The organism is Nocardia sp. NPDC059691, from assembly GCF_042733915.1.
Lineage (GTDB): Bacteria > Actinomycetota > Actinomycetes > Mycobacteriales > Mycobacteriaceae > Nocardia > Nocardia sichangensis.
In genome coordinates this window covers 286,931-313,131 of the sequence record NZ_JBHWFB010000007.1, presented here as the reverse complement: position 1 = coordinate 313,131, position 26,201 = coordinate 286,931, and the positions used below count along the sequence as shown (strand labels likewise).

General features: G+C 69.5%; 23 protein-coding genes. 15 read left to right on the top strand and 8 right to left on the bottom strand.

Annotation, left to right across the window (positions count from 1 at the left end; all coding sequences use genetic code 11):
- The first annotated feature begins 38 nt into the window (after positions 1–38).
- On the top strand, positions 39–404 hold the full coding sequence (locus ACFV2O_RS18215; protein WP_379252802.1) for a DUF4345 family protein: 366 nt from the start codon (positions 39–41) through the stop codon (positions 402–404).
- A 13-nt stretch (positions 405–417) separates the two neighbouring features.
- On the opposite strand, the gene ACFV2O_RS18210 is transcribed toward ACFV2O_RS18215, so the two are convergent.
- On the bottom strand, positions 418–1,854 hold the full coding sequence (locus tag ACFV2O_RS18210) for an amino acid permease (protein WP_379252801.1): 1,437 nt from the start codon (positions 1,852–1,854) through the stop codon (positions 418–420).
- A gap of 208 nt (positions 1,855–2,062) precedes the next feature.
- On the opposite strand from ACFV2O_RS18210, the gene ACFV2O_RS18205 reads away from it, so the two are divergent.
- Positions 2,063–3,247, top strand: a complete 1,185-nt coding sequence (locus ACFV2O_RS18205; RefSeq protein ID WP_379252800.1) for a serine hydrolase domain-containing protein — start codon at positions 2,063–2,065, stop codon at positions 3,245–3,247.
- A gap of 67 nt (positions 3,248–3,314) precedes the next feature.
- Positions 3,315–4,307, top strand: a complete 993-nt coding sequence (locus tag ACFV2O_RS18200; protein ID WP_379252799.1) for an LLM class flavin-dependent oxidoreductase — start codon at positions 3,315–3,317, stop codon at positions 4,305–4,307.
- Between the two features lie 6 nt (positions 4,308–4,313).
- Here ACFV2O_RS18200 and ACFV2O_RS18195 read toward each other — a convergent pair whose 3' ends face one another.
- Positions 4,314–5,141, bottom strand: coding sequence for an NADPH-dependent oxidoreductase (locus ACFV2O_RS18195; protein ID WP_356965330.1), 828 nt, complete (start codon positions 5,139–5,141; stop codon positions 4,314–4,316).
- 110 nt (positions 5,142–5,251) lie between these two features.
- Between ACFV2O_RS18195 and ACFV2O_RS18190 the strand changes: the two genes are divergently transcribed.
- Entirely contained in the window at positions 5,252–6,007 is a 756-nt protein-coding gene (locus ACFV2O_RS18190) for a siderophore-interacting protein (RefSeq protein WP_379252798.1), read from the top strand.
- Between the two features lie 4 nt (positions 6,008–6,011).
- On the opposite strand, the gene ACFV2O_RS18185 is transcribed toward ACFV2O_RS18190, so the two are convergent.
- The 4 genes from ACFV2O_RS18185 to ACFV2O_RS18170 all read right to left on the bottom strand — a co-directional run bounded on the left by ACFV2O_RS18185 (position 6,012) and on the right by ACFV2O_RS18170 (position 10,110).
- The gene (locus ACFV2O_RS18185; RefSeq protein ID WP_379252797.1) at positions 6,012–7,223 is read right to left on the bottom strand and encodes a NupC/NupG family nucleoside CNT transporter; all 1,212 of its coding nucleotides are present in this window, start codon (positions 7,221–7,223) and stop codon (positions 6,012–6,014) included.
- A 151-nt stretch (positions 7,224–7,374) separates the two neighbouring features.
- Positions 7,375–8,424 (bottom strand): ABC transporter substrate-binding protein, encoded by a 1,050-nt coding sequence (locus ACFV2O_RS18180; RefSeq protein ID WP_379252796.1) that lies wholly within the window; start codon positions 8,422–8,424, stop codon positions 7,375–7,377.
- 2 nt (positions 8,425–8,426) lie between these two features.
- Positions 8,427–9,314 (bottom strand): ABC transporter permease, encoded by an 888-nt coding sequence (locus ACFV2O_RS18175; RefSeq protein ID WP_379252795.1) that lies wholly within the window; start codon positions 9,312–9,314, stop codon positions 8,427–8,429.
- Positions 9,304–10,110: an ABC transporter ATP-binding protein gene (locus ACFV2O_RS18170; RefSeq protein WP_355076366.1), complete on the bottom strand. Its 807-nt coding sequence runs from the start codon at positions 10,108–10,110 to the stop codon at positions 9,304–9,306. The genes ACFV2O_RS18175 and ACFV2O_RS18170 overlap by 11 nt, the downstream gene beginning before the upstream one ends.
- Before the next feature lie 155 nt (positions 10,111–10,265).
- Between ACFV2O_RS18170 and ACFV2O_RS18165 the strand changes: the two genes are divergently transcribed.
- From ACFV2O_RS18165 to ACFV2O_RS18135, 7 genes are all read left to right on the top strand, one after another.
- Positions 10,266–11,948: an ATP-binding protein gene (locus ACFV2O_RS18165; RefSeq protein WP_379252794.1), complete on the top strand. Its 1,683-nt coding sequence runs from the start codon at positions 10,266–10,268 to the stop codon at positions 11,946–11,948.
- Positions 11,930–12,601 carry a response regulator gene (locus ACFV2O_RS18160; protein ID WP_379252793.1) on the top strand — a complete coding sequence of 224 codons (672 nt, stop codon included), beginning with the start codon at positions 11,930–11,932 and terminating at the stop codon, positions 12,599–12,601. The genes ACFV2O_RS18165 and ACFV2O_RS18160 overlap by 19 nt, the downstream gene beginning before the upstream one ends.
- Before the next feature lie 377 nt (positions 12,602–12,978).
- Positions 12,979–14,031: a Gfo/Idh/MocA family oxidoreductase gene (locus tag ACFV2O_RS18155; RefSeq protein ID WP_379252792.1), complete on the top strand. Its 1,053-nt coding sequence runs from the start codon at positions 12,979–12,981 to the stop codon at positions 14,029–14,031.
- 85 nt (positions 14,032–14,116) lie between these two features.
- Positions 14,117–15,007, top strand: a complete 891-nt coding sequence (locus ACFV2O_RS18150) for a bile acid:sodium symporter family protein (protein ID WP_379252791.1) — start codon at positions 14,117–14,119, stop codon at positions 15,005–15,007.
- A gap of 85 nt (positions 15,008–15,092) precedes the next feature.
- Entirely contained in the window at positions 15,093–16,805 is a 1,713-nt protein-coding gene (locus ACFV2O_RS18145) for a protein kinase (RefSeq protein WP_379252790.1), read from the top strand.
- A gap of 152 nt (positions 16,806–16,957) precedes the next feature.
- The gene (locus ACFV2O_RS18140; RefSeq protein ID WP_379252789.1) at positions 16,958–17,752 is read left to right on the top strand and encodes a M50 family metallopeptidase; all 795 of its coding nucleotides are present in this window, start codon (positions 16,958–16,960) and stop codon (positions 17,750–17,752) included.
- A 146-nt stretch (positions 17,753–17,898) separates the two neighbouring features.
- Complete coding sequence (locus ACFV2O_RS18135; protein ID WP_379252788.1) at positions 17,899–18,822, top strand: DUF5995 family protein; 924 nt, start codon at positions 17,899–17,901, stop codon at positions 18,820–18,822.
- On the opposite strand, the gene ACFV2O_RS18130 is transcribed toward ACFV2O_RS18135, so the two are convergent.
- Positions 18,823–19,365, bottom strand: coding sequence for a gluconokinase (locus ACFV2O_RS18130; RefSeq protein WP_379252857.1), 543 nt, complete (start codon positions 19,363–19,365; stop codon positions 18,823–18,825).
- Positions 19,366–19,652: 287 nt separating this feature from the next.
- On the opposite strand from ACFV2O_RS18130, the gene ACFV2O_RS18125 reads away from it, so the two are divergent.
- Both ACFV2O_RS18125 and ACFV2O_RS18120 read left to right on the top strand, forming a co-directional pair.
- Positions 19,653–20,816, top strand: coding sequence for a PucR family transcriptional regulator (locus ACFV2O_RS18125; RefSeq protein ID WP_379252787.1), 1,164 nt, complete (start codon positions 19,653–19,655; stop codon positions 20,814–20,816).
- Between the two features lie 112 nt (positions 20,817–20,928).
- Positions 20,929–21,852 carry an LLM class F420-dependent oxidoreductase gene (locus ACFV2O_RS18120; RefSeq protein ID WP_379252786.1) on the top strand — a complete coding sequence of 308 codons (924 nt, stop codon included), beginning with the start codon at positions 20,929–20,931 and terminating at the stop codon, positions 21,850–21,852.
- Positions 21,853–21,855: 3 nt separating this feature from the next.
- Here the strand turns inward: ACFV2O_RS18120 and ACFV2O_RS18115 are convergent, their stop codons facing one another.
- The gene (locus ACFV2O_RS18115) at positions 21,856–23,856 is read right to left on the bottom strand and encodes a CocE/NonD family hydrolase (RefSeq protein WP_379252856.1); all 2,001 of its coding nucleotides are present in this window, start codon (positions 23,854–23,856) and stop codon (positions 21,856–21,858) included.
- 218 nt (positions 23,857–24,074) lie between these two features.
- Here ACFV2O_RS18115 and ACFV2O_RS18110 point away from each other — a divergent pair, with 218 nt between their 5' ends.
- Entirely contained in the window at positions 24,075–24,971 is an 897-nt protein-coding gene (locus ACFV2O_RS18110) for a dienelactone hydrolase family protein (protein ID WP_379252785.1), read from the top strand.
- Positions 24,972–25,084: 113 nt separating this feature from the next.
- Positions 25,085–26,194: a PQQ-dependent sugar dehydrogenase gene (locus ACFV2O_RS18105; RefSeq protein ID WP_379252784.1), complete on the top strand. Its 1,110-nt coding sequence runs from the start codon at positions 25,085–25,087 to the stop codon at positions 26,192–26,194.
- Positions 26,195–26,201 lie beyond the last annotated feature (7 nt).

Below are 26,201 nucleotides of genomic sequence, written 5' to 3'. Positions count from 1 at the left end.
GCTGGGCGTTCCAACCGAACGAGATTCTGGAGGTCGCAGTGGCGCAGGCCGTATGTGTGATAGTCGGCGTGTTCTTCCTGGGTATGGGTAGCTACGCGCTCGCCGCGCCCGCCGCTCTGATCCAGCCGTTCGGCATCCGGCTCACCGAACCGAGCGCGCGCTACGAGGTGCGCGCCGTCTACGGCGGCTTCGGACTGGCGATGGCGGCCGTGCTCGCGGTGGCCGCCATCGACCTCGCAGGACTGCGCGGCGGGATCATGGTCGCGATCGGCGCGGCATTGGCGGGCATGGCCCTCGGCCGGGTGCTCTCGGCCGTGCTCGATGAGCGAACCGCGTTCTATCCCACCTGGTTCTACGGCGCGGTGGAGGCGATCGGCGCCGCCGCGCTCTTCCTCGCCGCCTAGCGGAAACCGTCCGTCAGCTGGTGTGCGTGACGTCGGTCGGCGTGCTGGAACTGCCGAGTTTGCGCAGCACGAAGTATCCGGCCGACACCAGCACCGCCCACACCGCGCCGACGACGAGGGCCGTGCGCCCGCTGTCGGTGAACAACAGCAGCACGACCACCAAACCGAGGAACGCCAGCGCGAGCACGGTGGTGTAGGGCGCGGCGGGCAGCCGGTAGTCGCTGGCGGGCAGTTCGCCGCGGGCGACCTTGGCCCGGTAGAGCAGGTGACAGACCAGGATGACGCCCCAGACGAAGATGATGCCGATGGTCGACACCGAGGTGATGTAGGCGAAGGCCTTGTCCGGGGAGATGACATTGACGATCACGCCGATCACCATCGCCGCCGCCGACACGGAGATCCCCGCATAAGGCACCGCGTTCGCGCTCAGTTTGTTCAGCCGGGCGGGCGCCTCGCCGTGCAGCGACAAGGTGCGCAGCATCCGGCCGGTGGAGTAGATCCCCGAGTTACACGACGACAACGCCGCGGTGAGCAGCACGAAGTTGACGATGCCCGCCGCGCCCGGGATGCCGATCAGCTCGAAGACCTCCACGAACGGGCTCTTGCCCGCGTGGAAATTGCGCCAGCTGGACACCGACATGATCACAACGAGCGCACCGACATAGAACAGGCCGATCCGGAAGGGGAGCGTGTTGATCGCCTTGCGCAGAGTCTTGCGCGGCTCGCGCGCCTCCCCGGCGGTGACGCCGACCAACTCCACGCCGACGTAGGCGAACAGCACGATCTGCAAAACGAGCAGCGACTGACCGATGCCGTTGGGGAACACGCCCCCGTCGGCCCACAGATTGGTGACGGTGGGGTTCGTCGCGTGCCCGAAGCCGAACAGCAGCACGCCGATGCCGAGCAGGATCATGCCGACGATCGCGGTGACCTTGATGGTGGAGAACCAGAACTCGCCCTCGCCGAACAGCCGCACCGAGATCAGATTCGCGCAGAACATCACCGCGAGCACGACCAGCGCGGTGACCCACGGGGCGATGTCGAACCAGTACTCCACGTACTTGCCCGCCACGGTGATCTCGGCCATGCAGGTGGCCACCCACACCGCCCAGTACGACCAGCCGGTGACGAAGCCGGCGAAGCGGCCGAGGAACTCGTGCGCGTACTCGGCGAAACTCCCCGAGATCGGCCGGTAGGTCAGCAGTTCGCCGAGCGCCCGCATGATCACGAAGATGGCCAGGCCCGCCGCCAGGTAGGCCAGGATCAGGCCGGGCCCGGCCTGCTCGATCGCGCCGCCCGCGCCGTAGAACAGGCCCGTGCCGATCGCGCCGCCGATGGCGATCATCTGAATGGTGCGCGGGCTCAGGCCCCGGGCATAGCCCTCCGAGTCGCCGGTGTCCGCCGGAACCGATGGTCCCGCGTCCTGGAGGTGACGGTCGGAGGCTGTCATACTGCGGTCCTTTCGCTGGGCAGCGATGCGACGATCCGGTCGCCGAACACGCGACGTCGGATCATCGCACGTCCGGTCCGGAGCACGTGGTCACGCTACCGCCCCGCCCGCGCGCGCGTCGTCTCCGGGCCGACCGCGGCGGTCGTGCGCGCTTACCGGACGGGCGTCCGGCATGCCATCATCGGATTCCCCGACGATGGGTTCCGTCATGACCGAATCGCCGTCCCGGCGCACGCGAACGCGCCGCTACGCGCTCCGCACCGCCGTCGTCCTGCTCGCTGTCGTCGCCGTCTTGGTCGGCGCGGCGTTCGCGACGACCGCGGTCCTGCGCATCCCGGCCCCGCCGACGCTGCTGCGACTGCTGACCGACCCGCCCTCGACACAGGGCGAACTGTTCGAGAGCCGCACGGTGGCCGCCTCCCCCACGCCGCGTCCGCTGCCGGTCGCACCGCGGCCGCTGCCCGACCGGGTGCCGTGGAAGGGCTCGCAGATCTCGGTCGCCGACTTCCTCGGCGCCACGCACACCAATTCGTTCCTCGTTCTGCGCGGCGGCGCTCTCACCCACGAGTGGTATCGCGACGGCGTCACGGCCACCACCCGCCAGTCCTCGTGGTCGGTAGCGAAGTCCGTCGTGTCACTGCTGACCGGCCGCGCCATCGCGGCGGGGCGGCTCAACGAAGACGACCGCCTGGTGCGAATCCTGCCCGAGCTGACCACCGGCGGCCCGTACGACACCGTGACCATCCGCGACTTGCTGGACATGGCCTCCGGCGTCGACGTCGACGAGAACTACAACAAGTACATGCCGCTGACCGGCACCGCCCGGATGTATCTCACCGAGGACCTCGCCGGGTTCGTCCGCGAGCATCAGGGCCTGCGGTTTCCGCCGGGCAGCGCGGGCGAGTACCGCAGCGTGGACACCCAGCTGCTGGGCATGGCGCTGGCGCGGGCCGAGGGCCTGCCGCTGAGTGAACTGCTGGAACGCGACCTGTGGGCTCCGATCGGCGCCGAGGACGCCGCGCTGTGGAATCTCGATCGCGCGGGCGGTCAGGAGAAAGCGTTCTGCTGCCTGAACGCGACGGCCCGCGACTTCGCCAAGATAGGCCAGATCGTCTTGGACGGCGGCCGCGTCGGCGACGCGCAGATCGTGCCGCCGGCCTGGATCGAACGCATCCGCACCCCGGTCCACCGGGTGGGCGACTGGCCCTACGGCGCACAGTGGTGGCACCCGACCGGTGGGGACGGCGCCGATCTCACCGCCGTCGGCGTCTACGGCCAGTACGTCTACGTCGACCCGCCCAGCGGCACCGTCATCGTCAAGCTCAGCGACTACGGCACCACCCAGGACGAGCAGGAGACCATCGAGGTGTTCCGCGCGATCGCGCGCGGCTGAGCCGGTCGGCGAAATACACCGGGGACCCGCGACGTTGGCAGTGGAGATCGCCACTGTGAGGAGACCCATGATCGACGTCCCGCTGTCCGTGCTGGATCTCGCGCCGGTGCAGTCCGGCCGCACCGTCGGCGAGGGGCTCGACGCGACCACCGAATTGGCCCGGCGCACCGAGGCTTTGGGCTACCACCGCTTCTGGGTCGCCGAACATCACAATATGCCCGGCATCGCCAGTTCTGCGCCGAGCGTGCTGCTGGCCCACTTGGCCGCGGCCACCTCGACCATCCGCGTCGGCTCCGGCGGGGTGATGCTGCCCAACCACGCGCCGCTCGTGGTCGCCGAGCAGTTCGGCACCCTGCACGCGCTGCATCCCGGACGGATCGACCTGGGCATCGGACGCGCGCCGGGCACCGACCAGGCGACCGCACGGGCGCTGCGTCGGACCGCGGACGGACTGTCGGCGGAGTCGTTCCCCCAGGAACTGGCCGCGTTGCTGGGCTACTTCCGCGGGTCCGACCCCGGCGGCATCGCCGCCACGCCCGGGCGCGGTGAGGAACCGGAGGTCTGGCTGCTCGGCTCCAGCGGCTACAGCGCCCAGGTCGCGGCGCTGCTCGGGGTCCCGTTCGCCTTCGCGCACCACATCGCCCCCGACAACACCGAGCCCGCGCTCGCGCTCTACCGCGAGCACTTCCGGCCTTCGGAGCGCCTGGAGCGCCCGCATGCGATGGTCGCGGTCGCGGCGATCTGCGCGGACACCGACGAGCGCGCCGAAATCCTGGCCGGCCCGCGCGACCTGGCCTTCCTGAACCTGGTGCGCGGCACACCGCAGGCACTGGCCACGCCGGAGGAAGCAGCCGCGTTCCGTCCGTCGGAACAGGAGCGCGCGTTCATCCGGCAGCGCCGGGCCGGGCAGTTGCTCGGCTCCCCGGAGACGGTGCGCGGTCAGCTCGAGGATCTGCTGCGCCGCACCCAGGCCGACGAGCTGATGATCAACACGCTGGTCTACGACATCGACGACCGCGCCCGATCGTTCGAACTGCTCACCGAGAAGGTCGCGGCCTGAGGCGAGTCAGTGCAAGCGGAAGCCGTGGTTGGCCAGCGATTCCCGCAGCCGATGCCTGCCGTTGAGTGCCGCCGCGGAGGCGAGCCGGGCCAGCACACGTTCGGTCCAGGAATGCGAGAGCCGTTGTTCGGCATAGAACTCCGCGATCCGGGTCTCGTACTCGGCCACGTGCACCCGCTGCGCGTCCAAATCGTAGGTCTCCCGATGCAGGACGGCGTCCTGCGGCAGGCGCGGCTTCACCCGCGCGTCCTCGGCGGGATCCGGGTGACCGACCAGCAAGCCGAAGACGGCGAAGACCTGCGGCGGCAATCCCAGCTCGGCGGCGACTTCCTCCGGCTTGTTGCGCAGCGCGCCGATGTAGACGGTGCCGAGCCCGAGCGATTCCGCCGCCACCACCGCGTTCTGCGCCGCGAGCGCGGCGTCGATGAATCCGACGTAGCTCGACTCCAGGTAGTCCGCACCCTCCAGCGGCGCGCTCCGGTCTTCGGCGAGCTGGCGCAGGCGCGCGAAATCGGCCGTCCAGACCAGCAGCACCGGCGCTTGCACGATGTGTGCCTGATCGCCAGCGAGCGCGGCCAGGCGCGCCTTGCGTTGCGGGTCACGCACCGCGATGACGCTCCAGACCTGCAGATTCGACGAGGTCGGCGCGGACTGCGCCGCGGAGATCAGCAGCCGCAGCGTGGCGTCCGGCACCGGGTCGGACAGGTAGCGGCGCACCGAGCGATGCTCGTGCAGCACCTGCAGGACCTGGTTCCACTGCGCGGGTTCGACCGGTTGCGGGTCGCGGTAGCGCTGTTGCACGGCGTGGGTCGGGGTCGGCACGGACTGCGTCATGGGCATCATCCTTTCGCCAGGACGGCGCGCCGTCAGCGGTTGGCCGCAGCCTGAGCGGAACACAGGTAGGGTAAGTAAGGCAATCCTAATTGCTTATATCGGAGGTTCTCTTGGCACGTCCCCGCACCACCCTCACGGTGCAGCGCACCGAATGGCTCACCCCGCACTTGATCCGGGTGTACCTCGGCGGTCCCGGCTTCGCCGCGTTCCGTCCCAGCGAGTTCACCGACTCGTACGTGAAACTCATCTTCCCGCAGGACGGGAACGAGGTGCTGCGCACCTACACCGTCCGGTCCGTCGACCCCGTCGCCGGAGAGATCGCGGTCGACTTCGTCTACCACGGCGCGGAGGGCATCGCGGGACCGTGGGCTGCCGCGGTCCAGCCCGGCGAGACCATCGATTTCCATGGCCCCAACGGCGCCTACGCCCCGCGCCCGGACGCCGACTGGCATCTGCTGGCCGGTGACGAGGCGGCGCTGCCCGCAATCGCCGCCGCGCTCGAGGCGATGCCCGGCGAGGCGACGGGGCTGGCGTTCGTCGAAGTCGCCGGTCCGGACGACGAACTGCCGGTGAAGAAGCCGGACGGCATCGAGCTGACCTGGCTGCACCGCGGCGCGCGGCCCCCTGGCGAGGTGCTCGCCGAGACCGTTCGCTCCGCGCCGTGGACGCCGGGGCAGGTCCAGGTGTTCATCCACGGCGAAGCCGAAGCGGTCATGAAAGACCTGCGCCGCTACATCCGCAAGGATCGCGGCGTTTCCGCCGAGTGGGCGGCGTCGATCTCCGGGTATTGGCGCCGCGGCCGCACCGAGGAGGGCTTCCGGGAGTGGAAGGCCGAACTGCGGGCGGTCGAGGGGGCCAACGGCTGAACCGTCAACTCAGCAGTCCGACGATGGTGGCGGACAGGAAGCTGACCAAGGTGGCGCCGTAGAGCAGGCGAAGCCCGTTGCGGGCGATGACGGTGCCCTGTTTCTCGCTGAGGCTGCGGACCGCGCCGGTGACGATGGCGATGGTGGAGAAGTTCGCGAACGACACCAGATAGGTGGAGACGATCGCGACGGTGTGGTCCGACAGTCCGGCGTGTTGCCGGTTCAGTTCCTGCATGGCGACCACTTCGTTGGACACCAGCTTGGTGCCCATGAACCGGCCCGCGGCCGCCGCCTCGTCCCACGGGATGCCGGTCAACCAGGCCAGCGGGGCGAAGACGTGGCCCATCACGTCCTGGAACGTGGTGCCGTGGAACAGCGCCGCGAAGATTCCGTTGACCATGGCGAGCAAGGCGATGAATCCGATCAGCATGGCCGCGACGGTGAACGCGACCTTGAAGCCGACCAGGATGTATTCGGTGAGCATCTCGAAGAACGATTGCCGCTTACGGCTGTCGGCGATCTCCTCGCCGATCAGCCGGGCATCGTCGGCGGCGCCGACCTTGTAGGGGTTGATCAGCGAGCACACCACGAAGGCGCCCAGCATGTTCAGCACGATGGCCGCGATCACGTACTTCGGGTCGATGAGCACCATATAGGCGCCGAGGATGCCCGCTGAGACCGTCGACATCGCCGAGGCCGCCAGGGTGTACATCCGCTGCGGCGGAATGTCGTCGAGCATGGCGCGCAGCGAGATGAACACTTCTGATTGGCCGAGGATCGCGGAGGCGACCGCGTTGAACGATTCGATCCTGCCGAAGCCGCTCACCCAGGCCAGCAGCATGCCGAGGTACTTGATGATCAACGGCAGGACCCGCAGGTGTTGCAGGATGCCGATCAGCGCGGACACGAGCACGATCGGCATCAGCACCGCGAACAGGAACGCGGGCCCGCCGCTGCCGACGGCGGGCAGGTCGCCGAATACGAACGCGGTGCCCTGGGCGGCGTAGCCGAGGATGTGGGCGAAGGCGTCGCTGACCGCGCGGATCACCGTGCCTCCGATCCCGGTCTTCAGCAACAGGAAACCGAGCGCGAGTTGCACGATCAAAAGGACGGCGATCCGCGGCAGCCGAGCGGCGGCGGCGCGGCGGTCGGTACTGGGCAGCCAGGCCAGCAGCAGGAAGCACATCAGCCCGGCGAATCCGATCAGATGATGCACGCGCACCTCGGCTGCCGTGACGTACTTCGGCTTATGGGAGCACTTCTCATGTCGGTTTATGGTGCGGTGTCTTCACAGTTGAGAAGCTCCGTCGGTACACGTGCGGCCGCCCGGGACGATCCCAGGCGGCCGCACATGGTCACCGGCGCCGCTACTGTCGCGGCGCGCGCAGCGCCTCCTCCACGAACTGCGTGGTGTAGGTCTCGGACAGGTCGATCCGATCGCGCACGGGACGCACGTTCTTCGAGTACTTGCCGAGGATCTCCAGGACGTTCTGCGCGCCTTCGGGTTTCATCAACCCGTCGCCGTTGAACATGCCGATGGAATCACGGATCGACTGGACGTAGAGGTCCTTGCCCGCGCTCGCGTACTGCGGCGGCATCTTCTCGGCGATCTCCTCGGGCGTGTGCGTCCGGATCCACTGCAGCGTCTGCACGAACGCGGCGGCGAGCTTGCGCACGATGTCGGGGTGGGCCTCGATCGTCGCGCAGCTCATGTACAGCGACGTCGCCGGATACAGCCCGCCGAGCGCGGCCCTGGTGCCCGCCTCGGTGCGCAGGTCGACGAGGACGCGCGCATCGCCGGAGTTCACCATCTGCGCCACCGTGGGATCGGTGGTCATGCCCGCGTCGATGCCGTCGTGGTTCATGCCCGCGATGAACGTCTGTCCCGCACCCACTTTCACCCGGGTGTAATCGGCGGTGCTCATCCCGGCCTGGCCGGTGAGCGCCTGGGTGAGGAAGTCGGTCGACGAGCCGAGCGAGGTCACGCCCAGCTTCTTGCCGCGCAGATCGGCGACCGAGGTGATGTCCGCGTCCGCCTTCGACACCAGTTCGACCTCACCGGGCACGTCGGACATCTGCACCACCGAGCGGATGCACTGGTCCTTGGCCTGCAGATCGATGGTGTGGTCGTAGAACCCGACGACGGCCTGCACGTCGCCGGTGAGCAACGCCGTCTCGGCCGTGGCTCCGGACTGCTCGCCGAGCAGTTTCACGTCGATGTCGTTGCGCTCGAAGAAGCCGAGTTGCCGGGTCAGCACGGCGGGCAGATAGATCACCTTCTCCAGCCCGCCCACCATGATGGTGATCTGCGGTCGCCCGTCGGCCATCGGAAGGGTGCGGGAGTCCCGGCATCCGGTGGCCGTCAGCAGTGCCGCGATCACGACGGCGACGAGCGCGAGTTGCTTGCGATGCCTCATGGTCAGATCCCGTGGTTCGAGGTCGCCTGCGAGGGCCGCCATTTCAGCAACCGGTTCTCCGCCATGCCGATCCCCCACTCGGCGATCAGCGCGGCCACGGTGACGATGATCATGCCCGCGTAGATGCCCGCCGAGTCGAAGGTGCCCTGCGCGTTGCTGATCAGCAGACCCAGGCCCTTGCTCGCGCCCGCGTACTCGCCCACCACCGCGCCGATCAGCGCGAAACCGAAGGCAGTGTGCAGGCTGGAGAGGATCCAGGTGGTCGCGCTCGGCAGCACGATCGACACCAGCACTTGCCTGCGGCTCGCGCCCAGGATACGGGCGTTGTCGATCACATTGCCGTCCACTTCTCGCGCACCGGTGAACGCGTTGAAGAACACCGCGAAGAACACCAGCACCACCACGGTCGCGACCTTCGAACTCAGGCCTAGACCGAACCAGATGATGAACAGCGACGCCAGCACGATGCGCGGAACCGCGTTGAGCGCCTTGATGAACGGCGCGAGTACCTCGGCCCAGTACCGGCTGCGGCCGAGCAGCACGCCCAGCACGACGCCGGCCACCGTGCCGATCACGAAACCGAGCACGGCCTCCTGCACGGTGGTGTAGATCTGCAGCCAGATCGAGCCGAATTGCGTCCCCTCGGTAAACCATTCGACCAACCGCGCCCAGATCAGCGACGGCTTCGAGTAGAAGAACGGATCGATCCACACCGTGGCGGTGAGCTCCCACGCGCCCAGCCACAGCGTCACCAGCGCGACGCGTAGGCCCCAAGTCCGGATCCGGGCGCGCCGCGCGGCGGTGCGTACCCGGGCCAGAATCTGTGCCTCGGTCTCGTTCTCCACCGCGGGCTCGTCGACGGCGTCCTGCACCAGCACGTCATGCGACACGGGAGGCTCCCTTCGCCCGAGCGGCCTCGACCTGATCGCGCAGCGTCTCCCAGATCTCCTTGTAGATGTCGCGGAACTCGGCGGTCAGCCGCACGTCCTCGACACTGCGCGGCCGTGTCAGGCCCACGGTGAAGTCTCCGCAGACGGTGGCCGGGCTCGCGGTCATCACGACCACCCGGTCGGCGAGCACGATCGCCTCCTCCAGATCGTGGGTGACGAAGACGACCGCCGCGTTGGTGCCCGCCCAGACGCGCAGCAGCTCGTCCTGCATGAGCTGCCGGGTCTGCACGTCCAGCGCGCTGAACGGCTCGTCCATCAGCAGGATCTCCGGCTCGTTGACCAGTGTCTGTGCCAGCGCCACGCGCTTGCGCATGCCGCCGGACAACTGGTGCGGGTAGTAGCTCTCGAACCCGGCCAGACCGACCTTGCGCACCCATCCGGACGCCTTCGCCCGCGCCTCGGCCTTCGACGCGCCGCGCAGGCGCGGGCCGAGCGCGACGTTGTCCAGCACGCTCTTCCACGGCAGCACCGCGTCCTGCTGGAACATGTAGCCGATGCCTTCGGGGATGCCGTCGACGTCCTTGCCGCGCACGAGCGTCCGCCCGGCCGAGGCCGGTTCCAGCCCGGACACCAGCGACAACGTGGTGGACTTGCCGCATCCGGTGGGGCCGACGACGGCGACGAATTCGCCGGGGCGCACCGTGAGGTTCAGATTGCGCACGGCGGTGTGGATGCCACCGCCGGTGCCGGGGAAACGCTTGGTCGCGTTCCGCAGCTCGATGAGGGATTGCGTCATTGCTTCCTACTTCTGCGAGATCGGGTAGGGCGAACGTACGTGGCCCCGGTCACACGCCGGAGCTTGTGCGCACAACCGCCACAAACGCGGGATATGCGGGTTTTGCGCATTCTGCTCATGCGCGGTGCGCGGTGGTCTGCGCCTATGCTGCGGCCATGGCCACTGAGGGCGCGCGGGCCGTGCGGTTGCGGACCCAGGTTCTGCTGTCGCAGATCCTGGTCGTCGCGCTGACGCTCGGTGTCGCGTTCGCGGTGTTCGGCTATCTCAGTGATCAGCGGCTGCGCGACGCCTACGGTCAGCGTGCGCTCGCCGTCGCGCGCACCGTCGCCGCCGACCCGGTGGTGCGCGCCGAGGTGGCCAGGTACGCGCCGGGCGCGGTCGATCCGGGCGTGCGCCAGGAGCTGGCCACCGGCCCGCTGGAGCGGCTCGCGGTGGACGCGACCCAGCGCAACAACGCCCTGTTCGTGGTGATCACCGATGACGTGGGCATCCGCCTGGCGCATCCGGACGCCGCCCGGCTCGCCGAGCACGTCAGCACCGATCCATCCGAGGCGCTCGCGGGCCGCGAGTCGATCACCGAGGAACGCGGCACGCTCGGCGACTCGGTGCGCGCCAAGGTCCCCGTCACGGCGCCCGGCTCCGATCGGGTGGTCGGCGCGGTCAGCGTCGGCATCGCCACCGACGCGGTGCACGAGCAACTGCTCGGCGACCTGCGCACCGCGGGCGGCCTGGTCGCGGTGGCGCTCGCGGTCGGCATCGCCGGATCGATCCTGCTCGCCCGCCGCTGGCGCGGGCTGACGCTCGGGCTGGAACCCGACGAGCTGGCCGAACTGGTCCGGGGGCAGGCCGCGGTGCTGCACGGCATCGGCGGCGGCGTGCTCGCCGTCGACGCGTCGTGGCGCACGACCTTCGTCAGCGACGAGGCGCGCAGGCTGCTCGGCATCGCGCCGGACATCGGGCGCCCAGTCGACGAGATCGGGCTCACCCCGCGAGTGCTGGAGGTGTTCCGCGACCTCGATCGGCAACCCGCCTCGGCGACGGTCGGTGCGAACGTCGTCATCGTCTCGGCGCGGCGAGTCAGCCGGGACGGCCGTGATCTCGGCGCGGTGCTCACCGTGCGCGACCGCACCGACGTGGAATCGCTGACCAGGCAGCTGGACGCGGTGCAGTCGATGAGCACGGTGCTGCGCGCGCAGCGCCACGAGTTCTCCAACAAGATGCACCTGGTCAGCGGGCTGCTGCACGGCGGGCATGTCGAGGAGGCCGCGCGGTCGGTCGACGAGCTGATCGGGGCGGGTCCGCTCGGTCCGGCGACCCCGGGCATCGATGCCATCCACGACACGTATCTACAGGCCTTCCTGGCCGCCAAGGCCGCGCACGCCAGGGAGAACGGGGTGGAACTCGTGCTCGGGCCCAACACCTGGGTCGAGGGCGATCTCGCCGATCCAGTGGACGTGACCACCGTGCTCGGCAATCTGCTGGACAACGCCATGGAGGCCGTGCGCGCTCGGCAGCGCTCGGTTCGGCAGGTGGAAGTCGAACTGGTGCAGGAGGATTCGACGCTGCACATCACCGTCGCCGACAGCGGCGACGGTGTCGCGCCCGACCTGGTGGACGCGCTGTTCACCGAAGGGATCTCGACCCGCGACGACCTCGGCGTCCCCGGTGGGCGCGGGGTGGGCCTCGCCCTGATCCGCCAGATCGTCCGCGCCCACGGCGGCGACGTGCGCCTGTCGAGTCCCGGCGGCGGCGAGCCGCCACTGACCGGCGCGGAGTTCATCGCACGCATCCCCGGGGTGCTCGCGCAGAGCGAGGTGTCATGGCCCCGCCGTCCCTGACCGTCCTGATCGTCGACGACGACTTCCGGGTGGCGAATCTGCACGCCGGGATCGTGCAGGCGATCCCGGGTTTCACGGTGGCGGGCACCGCCAATACCCTCGCCGCCGCGCGGGAACTCGTCGCGGCGCGGCCGATCGACCTGGCGCTGGTGGACGTCTACCTGCCCGACGGATCCGGTATCGATTTCGTCCGCGAGCTGCACTGCGACGCCATGGTGCTCACCGCGTCGACCGAGAGCGAGTCGGTGCGCGCCGCCGTCGCGGCAGGTGCGGTGTCCTACCTCGTCAAGCCCTTCCCGCATACCGAACTCGCCGCCCGGCTCGCCGCCTACGCCCGCTACCGGCGCATTCTCGCCGTGCCGCAGGTCGACAACGCCCGGGTCGCCGCGGCGCTGCACGCACTGCGTCCTTCGGTCACCGCGAGCCCGGCGGCGACCGTGGCCTCCCCCACCAAAGGCGCTGTCCTGCAAGCCATTCTCGATGCGGGCACACCTCTGTCCGCAGGAGAGGTAGCGAGCGCCATCGGCATCTCCAGGGCCACCGCCCAGCGCTATCTCGCCGCACTCGTCGCCGGCGGCGCGGTGCGCATGAGCCTGCGCTACGGCAGCACCGGGCGGCCCGAACAGGAGTACTCCGCCGCGCCGCCGCATTGAGCCGACCGCGCCGGGCGCGGGAAGAACCGGCCCGCGCGCGGCCGGTCCGGCGGGTCGTCCCGGACAGCCCGGAACCTCGCGCGGTATCCACCGGCCACCATCGCCGCACGCGCCAGAACGTCGCAGGTCGACAGCCGGACCATCGGCGGACGACAGCCGCTCGACCGGCGCGCGACGTGGCACCTACACGGCCAGGCCGACGCGTCTCCGTCTGCCGGACATACGATCCGATCGTCACCGGACCACCGGTTGCGGCAGCACAAGAGCGAATGGTGCGATCCACTTCGGTGGCGCGCCGCTCGAGGTGGCGCTCCTCGGCCGACCAGCGCCTACGTGGTGAAGCCTGATGCGGTTGTCAGCGGCGGTAGCGTCGGGGTATGAGCATCGTCGAGGTCGCCGTTGTCGGCTACGGCCTGGCCGGGTCGGTTTTTCACGCTCCGCTGATCGCCGCGCAACCGCGGATGCGGGTCGCTGCCGTGGTGACCTCCTCGGAGGAGCGTGCCGAGCGGGCGCGCGCCGAACACCCCGGTGTGCGTGTGGTGCCGCACGCAGAGGAGTTGTTCGCCACGCCGGACGGCATCGATCTGGCTGTGATCGCGACACCGAACCACACGCACGCGCCGCTGGCCGGGCAGGCGCTGGAGGCCGGGCTGCCCGTCGTGGTCGACAAGCCGTTCGCGGTAGCGGTGGACGACGCCGAAGATCTGGTCCGGCGCGCGGAGCGGTCCGGCCTCGCGTTGTCGGTCTTCCAGAACCGGCGCTGGGACGGCGACTTCCGGACGGTGCGTGAACTCGTCGAGACCGGAAGGCTGGGCCGGGTGCGGCGTTTCGAGTCCCGGTTCGAACGGTGGCGTCCGGTGCCGAAGGGCGGCTGGCGGGAGGTCGGCACGGACGAGGAGGGCGCGGGCATCCTGCTCGACCTCGGCAGCCACTTGGTGGACCAAGCCGTGACCCTGTTCGGCCCGGTGGCTTCGGTGTACTGCGAGCTGGACCGGCGGCGGGAAGGGATCACCACCGACGACGACGCGTTCGTCGCGCTCACCCACACCGGCGGTGTCCGCTCCCACCTCTGGATGAGCGCCGTCGCCGCGCAACTCGGCCCGCGTTTCCGGGTGCTCGGATCGGAGGCCGGGTATGTCACCTACGGGCTGGACCCGCAGGAGGAAGCACTCCGATCCGGTCGCCGCCCGGGAAACGATTCCCCTTGGGGCACAGTCGATGCCGAGGGCTGGGGCGTGCTGGGCGCGGAACCGGACTTCGCCCCCGTGCCGACCGCACCCGGCGCGTACCCCGATTTCTACTCCGCCATGGCCGCCGCGCTGCTCGACGGCGCTCCGGTGCCCGTCGACCCGCGCGACGCCGTCACCACCCTGCGCCTACTGACGAAAGCACGCGAGTCGGCAGCGCTGGGTGTGACCGTCACCGCTTGACCGGGGCTGGCCACCTTCGCCGCGACTCGATAACGTCGGTCCCCGGGATCGGCCGGTCCGGGCCGCCCTGCGAAAGGAGACCCGAATGGGTACAACGGTTTTCGCCGTGCTGCTGCCGCTGGCGCTGGCCTTGGTGATGTTCGGGCTCGGATTGACCTTGACGACCGACGATTTCGCGCGCGTGCTGCGGTATCCGAAAGCGGCGGTGATCGCGCTGGCGTGCCAGATGGTCCTGCTGCCCGCGGTGTGCCTCGGCCTGATCCGCCTGTTCGGACTGGAAGGCGCGCTCGCGGCGGGCATGCTGCTGCTCGCGGCGTCGCCGGGCGGAGCGTCGGCCAACCTGTTCAGTCACGTCGCCGGGGGCAACGTGGCGCTGAACATCACACTCACCGCGATCAATTCGGTGCTCGCGGTATTCACCCTGCCCGTGGTGGTGGCGCTGTCCTACGCCTTGTTCCTGGACGGCGAGGGTGCGGTCGGACTGCGGCCGGACAAATTCGCGCAGGTCTTCGCCATCGTGCTGGTGCCGGTCGCGATCGGCATGGTGGTGCATCGGCGGTTCCCGGAGTGGTCTCGGCGGATGCGCGGTGCGGTCAAGATCCTGTCCGTCGCGGTCCTCGCGCTGGTGATCGCGGCCGGAGTGGGCTCGAACCTGGACATCCTGACCGAGCACATCGGAGAGCTGTCCGCGATCTGCCTGACCTTCGCCGTGATCAGTCTGGCCGTGGGCTATTTCCTGCCCCGGCTGTTGCGGGTGGAAGCCGATCAGGCGATCGCATCGGCCATGGAGATCGGCGTGCACAACGCGGCGCTCGCGATCGCCGTCGCCGCTTCGGTATTGGACAACGACACCATGGCCGTTCCGGGCGCGGTGTACGGGGTTCTGATGAACATCCCGGCGGCGATCGCCGCGTATCTGCTGGCCAGGCGGGCGCGGCGAGAGCAGCCCGCGCCCGCGCCGAGCATGGCGGGTTAGCCCGGGCAGTTCGCCGCGCGGACATGGGCGGCCCCGGTGGGTAGCCTCTCGGAGGGTCGACGCCACGAAGGGAGCCAGCTGCGCGATGCAACCGCTCGGCACGAACGATCCGGCCCGGATCGGGGACTATCGCCTGCTCGGCGTCCTCGGTGCGGGTGGCATGGGCCGGGTCTACCTCGGCCGGAACCCGGGTGGGCGCACCGTCGCGGTCAAAGTCATCCGCCCGGACATGATCGACGCCGAATTCCGGCAGCGCTTCCGGCGCGAGGTGGCCGCCGCGCGCCGGGTCGGCGGACAGTTCACCGCGCCGGTGCTCGACGCGGACGTCGACGCCGATCCCCCGTGGCTGGCCACCGGTTACGTGGCGGGATTCTCGCTGGCCGACGCGGTCGACCGGTACGGACCGTTCACCGAGAACGCGCTGCTCGTGCTGGCGCACGGGCTGATCGAGGCAGTGACCGCCGTCCACCGGGCCGGTGTGGTGCACCGCGACCTCAAACCGTCCAACGTTCTGCTGGCCCTCGACGGTCCCAAGGTGATCGATTTCGGCATCGCCCGCGCCGTCGACGACAGCAAGCTCACCACGACCGGAAAAGTCATCGGCTCACCGGGATTCATGTGCCCGGAGCAGGTGACCGGCGATCCGGTCGGCCCACCCGCGGACGTCTTCGCGCTGGGCGGCGTCCTGGTGTTCGCGGCGACCGGCCACGGGCCGTTCGGCGTCGGCGAGACGGTGCAGATGCTGTGGCGGGTGGTGTACGAGCAGCCGCAGCTGGATGACGTGCCGGAGCGGCTGCGTCCACTGGTGGCCGCCTGCCTGACCAAGGACGCCGCGGCTCGCCCGACTCCGGACGAGCTGTTCGCCCAGCTCACCGCACTGGGCATCCCCGACCGCGGCGGCTGGCTGCCCGCACCGGTGCTCGAGGAGGTCGGCCGACGCGCGGTCGAGCTATTGGATCTGGACTCCGGCGCATTCGACCGCAGCCAGTTCTCCGCGCCCACGGATCGGGCGCGTACGGCCGACACCGTGGTCCGCCCCGCGCCACCTACCTATCCGCGGTACGCGCAGGGCGATCCCGGACGGTCGGCACACGGACCGACGCGCTATCCCGGCTCGCCGCAGGCGGCCGCCACGTCCATGGGGCAACGGATTCAACCACCCGCGCAATACGATTCGCCCGGTGGTCCGGTCACCACCCCGGCACCTCGCGCACACAGTCCGAACCGCGCCCTGCTGGTCGTGGGAGCCCTCGTGGTCGGCATCGCGGTCGCCGTGGCGGCGTTCGTGGTCGGCGCGCAACTACGGCGCGATACCGCGAACTCGATCGCGCGGACCGCGACGCCGACCGACAGTGATTCTCCGACGTCCACCACCCGAGCCGGCGTCGACGCTCCGACGGCTACCGCCACGCAAGCCGGTGACGGGACGCCGACCAGCGCAGGCCCGTCGGGCACGAGCGTTCCGAACGCACTTGTCGGCGAATGGCAGGGTGTCGCGCGGGACATTCTGGGCAGCTACGACATCGTCGTGCGGATCAATCCTGGGAACGTAGGCGAGCAGGTCGGAGAATCGACCAATACCGGCAGATTCGCGCATCTGCAATGCGGCCGGTCCGAAACGCTCACGTCCGCCACGGCCAACGGTGTGGTGCTGACCGCCAGACTCACCAAAGATCCCGGCGGCTGCAACGATGACGGCGCGACGTCCCGGTTGGAGTTGCGACCTGACGGGACGCTCTCGTACCGAACCCAGGGTGTGGCAGGGGATATGACCGGCACCCTCGATCGCACCGGCTGAACGGCGCGGGCGACGGATTCAGGGGCGACGAGCGGCGCACCGGCCCTCCACGACAGGACGCGGCGAGGCGAGCCGCACGCGCTCGCCTCCGGCGTCCCAGCGTCGAACCCATGCCCCGAGCGCGGTCGTCCGCGGGCGGTTAAGGTGCGGCGGTGGAAAGAGCGGAATTCTTCGAGCGCGGCGCTTCCATCGCCGATCGTCTGACGACGACGCAAGCGCAGCCGCCGTGGTGGCTGGTGGTGGCGGCCGCGGTGGCGGCGCTCGTGCTGGTGGGTTACACCCCGATCTGGCGGTTGACCCGCAATATCGTCACCATCGCGCACGAAGGCGGGCACGCCCTGGTCGCCCTGCTGACCGGCCGCAAGCTCAACAGCATCCGACTGCATTCCGACACTTCGGGGCTCACCGTGTCGAGCGGGAAACCCTACGGCCTCGGGATGATCCTCACCACCATGGCCGGTTACCCCGCACCGCCGCTGCTCGGTCTCGGATTCGCCGCGCTGCTGGGCGCGAGCCGGATCACGCTGATGCTCTGGACCGCCATCGTTCTGCTCGCCGCGCTGCTGATCAAGATCAGGAACGTCTACGGCGCCATCACCGTGCTCGGCCTCGGCGCGGTGGTCTTCGTGGTCTCCTGGTTCGGCACCGACACGCTGCAAGCGGGGTTCGCCTACCTGGGGGCCTGGTTCCTGCTGTTCGCCGGGGCACGGCCGGTGCTGGAGCTGCAACGAAGCCGCTCCCGGCAGCAACGTGCCCGCTATCACGAGGTCGACTCCGACGCCGATCAACTCGCCCGGCTCACCCGGCTGCCCGGCCTGCTGTGGGTTTTCGTGTTCGGCGCGATCGCCGTGGGTTCGTTGTCGCTCGGCGCGTGGCTGCTCGTCTCCGCCATCGCCGAAGTCTGCCTGCCGGGCGCGCCCTCCGGGTCCTGCTTCGCCGCTCACTGATCGCCGCGCTGCGCGGTCCGGTCGGCTCGGTTAGGCTTCGAACTCGCCCTGTGTCAACGCCTTACCTACGGCGATGGCGCATCGCCGATGCGCACCCGCTTCGGCCGTCCGACGCAAGTTCGCGATTCACGACCTCCGGAGCCAGCATGGCGAACCTTCTCGCGCGCACACCGATCAGCACTGCGCGACAACGATTTCCGATACTGGCCATGGCCGTCACCGCGCTGCTCGCCACGATTGCGCTCCACCCGGCCACAGGCCTCGCCGCGACGGCCGACACCGCCTGCGGCACACCGTTGACACCAGAGGAGACAGCCGCGATCGCGCGGCTGTCCGATACCGAGGCACCGGCTGGTTCCTCGTTGTGGCAGCTGGAGCAGGCCATCGACCGCCACCGGCAGATCACCGAAATCCTGGTCCGCCACCGCGACCTGCGCGGTGTGTTCGCCTTGGGGCTCGACGCGGTCGAGCAGGCCGCCGTCCTGCCGCTCCAGCGCGATCCCGCGTCGTTCGACGACCCCGAATGGGCGCACCGGATCAGTCGCGAGCTGCTGTCGCGTTTCCTGCGCGCGTTGCACGCGGAATTCACCGGCGCACCCGCCGAACCGCACTGGGCGCACTACTTCGAGCTGACCCGTCGCTGCGAGTTGCCCCCGGCCCGAGTGGCGATGGCCGGTTACGACGCGCATCTGACCGTCGACCTGTCCTACTCCGTCGCGGCGGTCGGCAGCACCGCCGCCAACACGCGCGACTATTTCCGCATCGTCGACTCGATCGCCCGGCAGGGCGCGCTGATCGTCGACGAGACCAAGGCGTTCTACGGCGGTGACCTGGGACCGCTGTGGCGCTTCTACTTCGTCGGGGAGGGCTTGGACGCGGTGCTCGGCCGAGGCGTGGCGACCGGCCCGTTGCTCCGGCTGGCCGACGCGGGCGCCAACGTCGTCATCTTCGCGAACGGGATCGCCTTGCAGGACCCGGCGGCGGCACCCGCCGTCACCGCCGAGATCGACGCTTTGTGGCGCGGGCTCGATCTCGGTTTCGATCTCCTGTCCGGCATCGGCGGCCTCTGACTACCTCTTCAGCGCCGCCACGGCGTCCCGGATCACATCCTCGGGCGGTCGTGTCGCGTCGAGGGTGTCGCCGCGCTCGTCGGCCGCGAGCCGCTCCAGCGTGGCCAGCTGGGAATCCAGCAGGCTCGGTGGCATGAAGTGCCCACCGCGGCCCGCCATACGGCGCTCGAGTTCCTGCCGCGGCACGTCCAGATGCAGGAAGAACGCGTGGGGGGCCGAGACGCGAAGCCGGTCGCGATAGATCCGTTTCAGCGCGGAACACGTGACGACGGCCCCCTTCCCTGATCGCCCGGCCATCCAGGCGGCCAAGGCATCGAGCCAGGGTGCGCGGTCGGCATCGTCCAGCGGCGTCCCCGCCGCCATTTTCGCGACGTTCGCGGGCGGGTGGAAATCGTCGCCGTCGGCGTACTCGACCCCCAATATGTCGGCCAAGCGGGTACCGACCGTCGTCTTTCCCGAACCCGACACCCCCATCACGACAATCATCGGCACATCGCGCACTCGAACCTTCTTCCCTGATGGTGGCGGATCTTCGTGCGGCATTGTCATCCGCAACAACGTAGCGGCCGATTGCTTCGTCGGCCCGTGCAGTGACGATTCGCGCCGCCGCCGATACATTTCAAGGAACGAGACTGTGCGATGTCACGAACTTCCGTGAATTCGAATTCTGCTTCGTATCACGCCATTTCGTGAAAACGTGCGGACGACTGGATGGGAAGTACCGAATGTTTGCGACGACGCAAGGCACCGGCCTGGTCCGACATCCGAACCGCGACCGCGCGCTCGACCCACGGATGGTCGGCGGCGGAGGCGGTCGCTGAGGGACCGGCATGCCACCCACACGCGGCACCGCCGAGCCCGTCCCGGCCACCGAACACATCGTGCGACACCTGCTCGGCATCATTCCCCGCCGGCACGTCGAACAAGGGAATCTGCTGCGGGAGGAGATCCGCGCCACCGTCGCCCACTGCCTCGACCTGGTCACTTCCCTCGCCCCCGCACAACCGGCCCGCACGGTCGGCATCTTCGCGGCCGCCACCCGGTGGGCCGGTGTCGGGGTGCGCATGGACACCGTCCAGCATCTGGTCCACGAAGGTTTCCGCCTGTATCTCGACGAGTATCTGCGTGATTCGAACACACCGCGGCACAACGACATACGCAGGCTCTTCGACGCCCTTCACGCGGTCACCACGACCGTCTCGCTCGCCTACCTGTCCGTCGCCCCCGCCGACGAGCAGACCGCTCCGCACGCCGTCGCCGCCGCGCTGCTGCGCGGGCACCACCCTGCGAAGGTCTACCGGGAGTACGGCATTCCGGTCGCCGACCGCTACACCGTGCTCGCCGTGGCGGTCGACCGGCCCACCGAGGAGAATCCCGGCCGCCCCGCGGAAGGGCACAGCATCCGGCAACGCATGCAACTCTGCCTCGCGGTGCACTGCGGCAGGCACGTGCCGAGCCTGCTCAGCGCGATCGGCGGAACGATCCTGGTACCGGCGGCGCCGGTCGCCGCGGACCGCCTCACCGACTTGGTCGCCGCGCTGGCCGCGGTGGTGCCCGCGCCGCTCACCGCCGCCGCCACCGCCGCCGAGGCCGAGCAGATTCCCGGCGCCGCCGACCAGGCGCACGAACTGCTCGACATGGTTCGTCGCCTGCAGAGCCCACCCGGCCTGTACCGCTTCGAGGATCTAGCCCTCGAATACCAGCTCACCCGGCCGGGCCCGGGACGCGACCGGCTGGCCGCCCTGCTCGATCCGCTGGAGGGGCATCCGGAGTTGGTCGAAACCCTGCGCGAACACATCCGCAACGACTTCAACCGCAGGCGCACCTCCCGGACGATGTATCTGCACCCGAACACCGTCGACCATCGGCTCAAGCGCATCGGCCGCCTCACCGGCTTGGACACCGCCGTTCCGCACGCGCTCTACCGATTGCGCGCCGCGCTCATCGCACGGACCTACACGCAACCGCCGGGGCCCGAACAGTCCGCGCGATGATCTCTCAGCGACCGCATCACCGGGCCGACCGCGCTCGAGCTGCCGCGCAGCTCGAACGGGGAGCCGCGCACGCCCCGATTCGCCTTCCGGCCGACCGACTAGGGTCGTCGACATGGAACTACGCATCTTCACCGAGCCGCAGCAGGGTGCGAGCTACGACACCCTGCTCACCGTCGCCAAGGCCACCGAGGACCTGGGCTTCGACGCGTTCTTCCGCTCCGACCACTACCTGAGCATGGGCGGCGCCGACGGGCTGCCCGGCCCCACCGACGCCTGGATCACCCTCGCCGGTCTGGCCAGGGAGACCAAGCGGATCCGGCTGGGCACCCTGGTCACCGCCGCCACCTTCCGGCTGCCGGGCCCGCTGGCGATCCAAGTGGCGCAGGTGGACCAGATGTCCGGCGGCCGAGTCGAATTCGGTTTGGGCAGCGGCTGGTTCGCCGAGGAGCACGCCGCGTACGGCATCCCGTTCCCCGCCGACAAATTCGCCCGGCTGGAAGAACAGCTGGCCATCATCACCGGGCTCTGGGCGACCAAACCCGGCGACACCTTCAGCTACGACGGCAAGCACTTCCAGCTCACCGACTCCCCCGCCCTGCCCAAGCCGGTGCAGGACCCGATCCCGGTGGTGATCGGCGGGCAAGGCGCCACCCGCACCCCGCGGCTGGCCGCGCAATACGCCAGCGAGTTCAACATGCCGTTCTCCTCGATCGAGGACAGCACGCGGCAGTTCGACCGGGTGCGCGCCGCCGCCGAGGCATACGGCCGCGCCGCCGACGACCTGGTCTACTCCAACGCGCTGGTGGCCTGCGTGGGCGCGAACGACGCCGAAGTGGCGCGCCGCGCCGAGGCGATCGGCCGCGAGGTGGACGAACTGAAGACCAACGGCTTGGCCGGCTCACCCGCCGAGGTGGTGGACAAGATCGGCCGGTACGCCGAGATCGGCACCAGCCGCATCTACTTGCAGGTGCTGGATCTGAACGATCTCGAGCACCTCGAGCTGATCTCCGCGCAGGTGCAGTCGCAGTTGTCGTAGCGCTCAGTCCAGCGGACGGTTGGTCGGCACCACGACGAAGCTCGGTGCCGACGGGTCGAGCTTCAGGTGCTGCGGCTTCAGCTCGGTGTTGTTGAGCATCGGCCGGAAGGCCAGCGCCTTCGGCGAGTTACCCGCGAAGACGTCGATCCGCAGCCGGTGGCCTGGTTGCAGCACCGCTTGGGTGGGAATCACCGCGATGTCCAGCGCCACCGGCTCACCGGGGACGACCGGCCGCACACTGTCCAAGGTGATCGGATTGAACGGTTCGGTCAGGTCGCCGGTCGGTGTGCGGCTGCTCTTCTGCTCGTCGACGGCGCGCAGCGATGCGGTCAGCTGCCCGGTGGACAGCACCTTCGAGCTCCCGTCGGGCGCGACGTCGTTCATGGTGACGCTCCAGTAGCCGTCGGTGGCGTCGTGCACCGCGTTCAGATGTACGTTCACCGGCCCCGAGATGACGGTGGGCTCGGTCGTCGGTGCGCTGGTGAAGGTCAGCGCGTTGCGCTCGGCGATGCGTGAGTCCTTCGCGCACACGTCCAGCACCGCCGCCATCCCGGCCGAGCCCTGCGCGGTATCGCGGGAACACGCCGAGGCGACGCCGGGCGCCACCGTCAGCGTCTGCCGTTCGCCGGGAGCGGTCATCGTCAACGATCCGTCGTACACGGCCTTTCCGGCGGTGCCGCTCGGCTCGGCCGACAGATACACGCGGCGGTGGTTGAGATCTTTCTGCGGGAACTGGCCGAGGGAGATCCAGCCGCCGCCTTGTTCCCACACGGTGATCGGCCCGAAATCGCCCAAGCCGTGGTCGGTATCCTTCAACCACTTGTCGAACCAAATGCGCTGCAACACGTCCAGCCGCGGCGGCGCCCCCGGAATGCCCGTTCCCGCACCGGGATTCGCGTGATAGGTGTCGCCGACGACCAATTGTTTCTGTCCCGCGGGCAGCGGAATCGCGTTGTACAGCTTCGTCGCGCTGTTGGCGAAGATGTCGTGCCAGCCGCCGTAGACGAAGGTGGGCACCGTGATGCGCTCGGGATGCCCCTCGATGCCGCGCCGGAAATAGCTGTTCTCGTCCAGCGCGTCGGCCAGCGCGGGCGGCACGTGATCGAGCGACGGTGTAAGCAGCGCCTGGGCCAGCAGGTCCACGTTGCTGGCCGGATCGGACATCCGTTCCTGCAGCCACCCCCAGTCGAAGGTGCCCTTCAACATCGACTGCACGTCGGGAATCAGCTTCAGCTGGTTGACCGTGCTGAGCCACATCGGAAGGAACGTCGTCCCCACGCCGCCGCCCGGCGCGACGACGTCGCGCATGAGGTCGCTGCCCGGCTCCACCGGGAAGATCGCCCGCAACGGCGCGGGGGCGTTCTCGGCGGCGCGCAGCTGGTTGATTCCCGAATAAGAGCCGCCGCTCATCCCGACCCGGCCGTTCGACCAAGGCTGGGCCGCCGCCCACTCGATCACCTCGCGGGTGTCGAGCTGTTCCCGCTCGCCGAGGGTGTCCCATGCTCCCTGGGAGAAACCGGTACCTCGCACGTCGGCGACGACCTGCGTGTATCCGGCGCGGATCAGATCGCGATCCAGACCGAGCACCGTCTGCACGGTGCCGCCGTCGACCGCGTGCAGCAGATCGCCGAAACCACTGACCGGCGTGCGGGACAGATTCACGCGATTGACCAGCCGCACGGTCAACGGCTGCAACCCGGGCACCGCGAGCGCCGTGTCGATCAGGTTGGTCATGAGCTTGGTGTACGGCGTGAGGTTGACGATGGTCGGCAGCGGCAGCCGTTCCACCTCGCCGCCCTCCTTCACCGGCCGGTAGACGTTGGCCTTCAACACGACACCGTCGCTCATCCGGATCGGCACATCCCAGTCGATGTGCACGTCGGCATACGGCTGGGGACCGTCGTGCAACGCCGTCCACCGCACACTGTGGGCATCGACCGACGGCTCCGCGGCCGCGGGCGCCGACACGAATCCCACGGTCGCCGTTACCGCGACCATGACCATCGTCCGGATCGCCCTGATCGTCGTTCGTCTCACGCCACGCCCCGCTGCCATCTCGCTCCCTCGACCGGTGTGCGGACCGACTATCGATCGCCCGATTGGGCGACAACGTAGCAATCTTCCGGCGAATAACGCGGGAGGCGCGGTCGGGCCGGTTTGTCGCGAGCGAACAGACGGTGAATGCCGCGTCGCCACCGACGTTGCGGCTTAGGGTGGGACACATGACGCCGCTGCAGCGCTACATCGCGGAGGAGATCGCGGCCGATCACGCCGACGGGCTGCTCACCCGGCGAGAGGCGGTGCGCAGGCTGGGGCTGCTCGGGCTCGGCGCCACGGCCGCCGCCACCCTGCTGGCCGCCTGCGCGAACTCCGACACCGGTATCACCGATTACTCGCCCTCGCCCACGTCGCCCCCGACGCCACCGGGATCCGCCACCGCTCTTCCGACGAGCGCCGTCACCTTCGCCGGTCCCCGCGGGACGCTGCAAGCCGCGTGGGCGGCGGCGCCGCAACCACGGGGCGGTGTGCTGGTGGTCCACGAGAACAAAGGTCTCACCGACCACATCCGTTCGGTGACAGGGCGTTTCGCAGGGGCCGGGTATTCCGCGCTCGCGGTCGACCTGCTGTCCGCACGAGGCGGAACCGCGACGTTCGCCGATCCCGCCGAGGCGACCGCCGAGCTGAGCCGGATCCCGCAGGACCAGCTCGTCGCCGACTTGCGCGCCGGACTGGACGAACTGCAGCGGCGGGTCGAGGGAAAGAAGCTCGGCGCCACCGGTTTCTGCTTCGGCGGCGGCCTGACCTGGCTGCTGCTGGCCTCGGGCCCGTCCCAGTTGGCGGCGGCGACACCGTTCTACGGGCCGTTCCCGGACAACGGCGATCTGACCGCGTCGAACGCCGCCGTGCTCGGCATCTACGCGGCGGCCGACGCCCGCGTGAACGCCTCCCGGGCCGCCGCGGAAGCGGCACTGGCCCGTTCGGGCAACCCGCATCAGATCTTCACCGCGCCCGATGCCGACCACGCATTCTTCAACGACACCGGTCAGCGGTACAACGCGACGGCCGCCACCGAGGCTTGGCGGCGCGTATTGGACTGGTACGGAACGTATCTCGGCTGATGCGAACCGGATCGGGCCGTTCTCTCGGCGTCCGGAGCCTCTTCACAGGCCCGGATTCCGACCGGCGGTTCCGCTGGTCCACCCGGCACGCGCACGCTTGCGACAGCAGGCTTGTGGCACCGAGACGGTGCCATACCCGCACGACCATCGCCGCACTCCTGCTCGGCGCGGCGCTGACTGCCTGCGGAAACGACAGCTCGACCGAACCGAGGAGCACGCCTCCGGCGACGCGCACCGTCGCGCCCAGCAATCCCGCCGAACGACCCGACCTCGACGCCGCCGAGGAAATCGCCGGGAACCTCGACGTGCCGTGGGGGCTGGCCTTCCTACCCGACGGCGCGGCGCTGGTGGCCGAGCGGGACTCCGGACGGATCCTGCGCATCGGTACCGGCGGTGCACCGCAACAGGTGTATCAGGTGCCGGGCGTGACCGCCCGGGGCGAAGGCGGACTGCTGGGGCTCGCCGTCGCGCCGGACTACGCCGAAAGTCGTTATGTCTATACCTATTTCACCGCCGATACGGACAACCGGATCGTCCGGTTCCGGCTCGACGGCCCACCGGAGGTGCTGGTGGCCGGGATCGCGAAGGCCGGTAATCACAACGGCGGGCGAATCGCGTTCGGGCCGGACGGCATGCTCTACGCCGGGACCGGCGACGCCGGGCAATCCGGACGATCGCAGGATCCGGCGAGTCTCAGCGGGAAGATCCTCCGTGTGACGCCCGAAGGCCGCCCGGCTCCGGGCAATCCGTATCCCGGCTCGCCGGTCTACAGTCTCGGCCACCGCAACGTGCAGGGTCTGGCATGGGACCGCGACGGGCGGTTGTTCGCGGCGGAATTCGGGCAAGACCGGTTCGACGAGATCAATCTGATCGAGCCCGGCCACAACTACGGCTGGCCCGAGGTCGAGGGGTCGGGCGGCGCCGACCGCGGCTTCACCGATCCGCTGCTGACCTGGACCACCGCGGAAGCGTCACCGTCGGGGATCGCCATCGCCGGGGACACCCTGTACGTCGCCGCGCTGCGCGGCCGTCGGCTGTGGACCGTGCCGCTCGCGGACGGCCGCACCGGTGCACCCCGTGCCGAATTGCGCGACCGGTACGGCCGGTTGCGCACCGTGGCGGTCGCGCCGGACGGAGCGTTGTGGCTCACCACCTCCAACACCGACGGCCGGGGCGAACCGGTCAGCGGTGACGACCGCGTCCTTCGTTTCCCGGCCCGCTGAGCCTTGC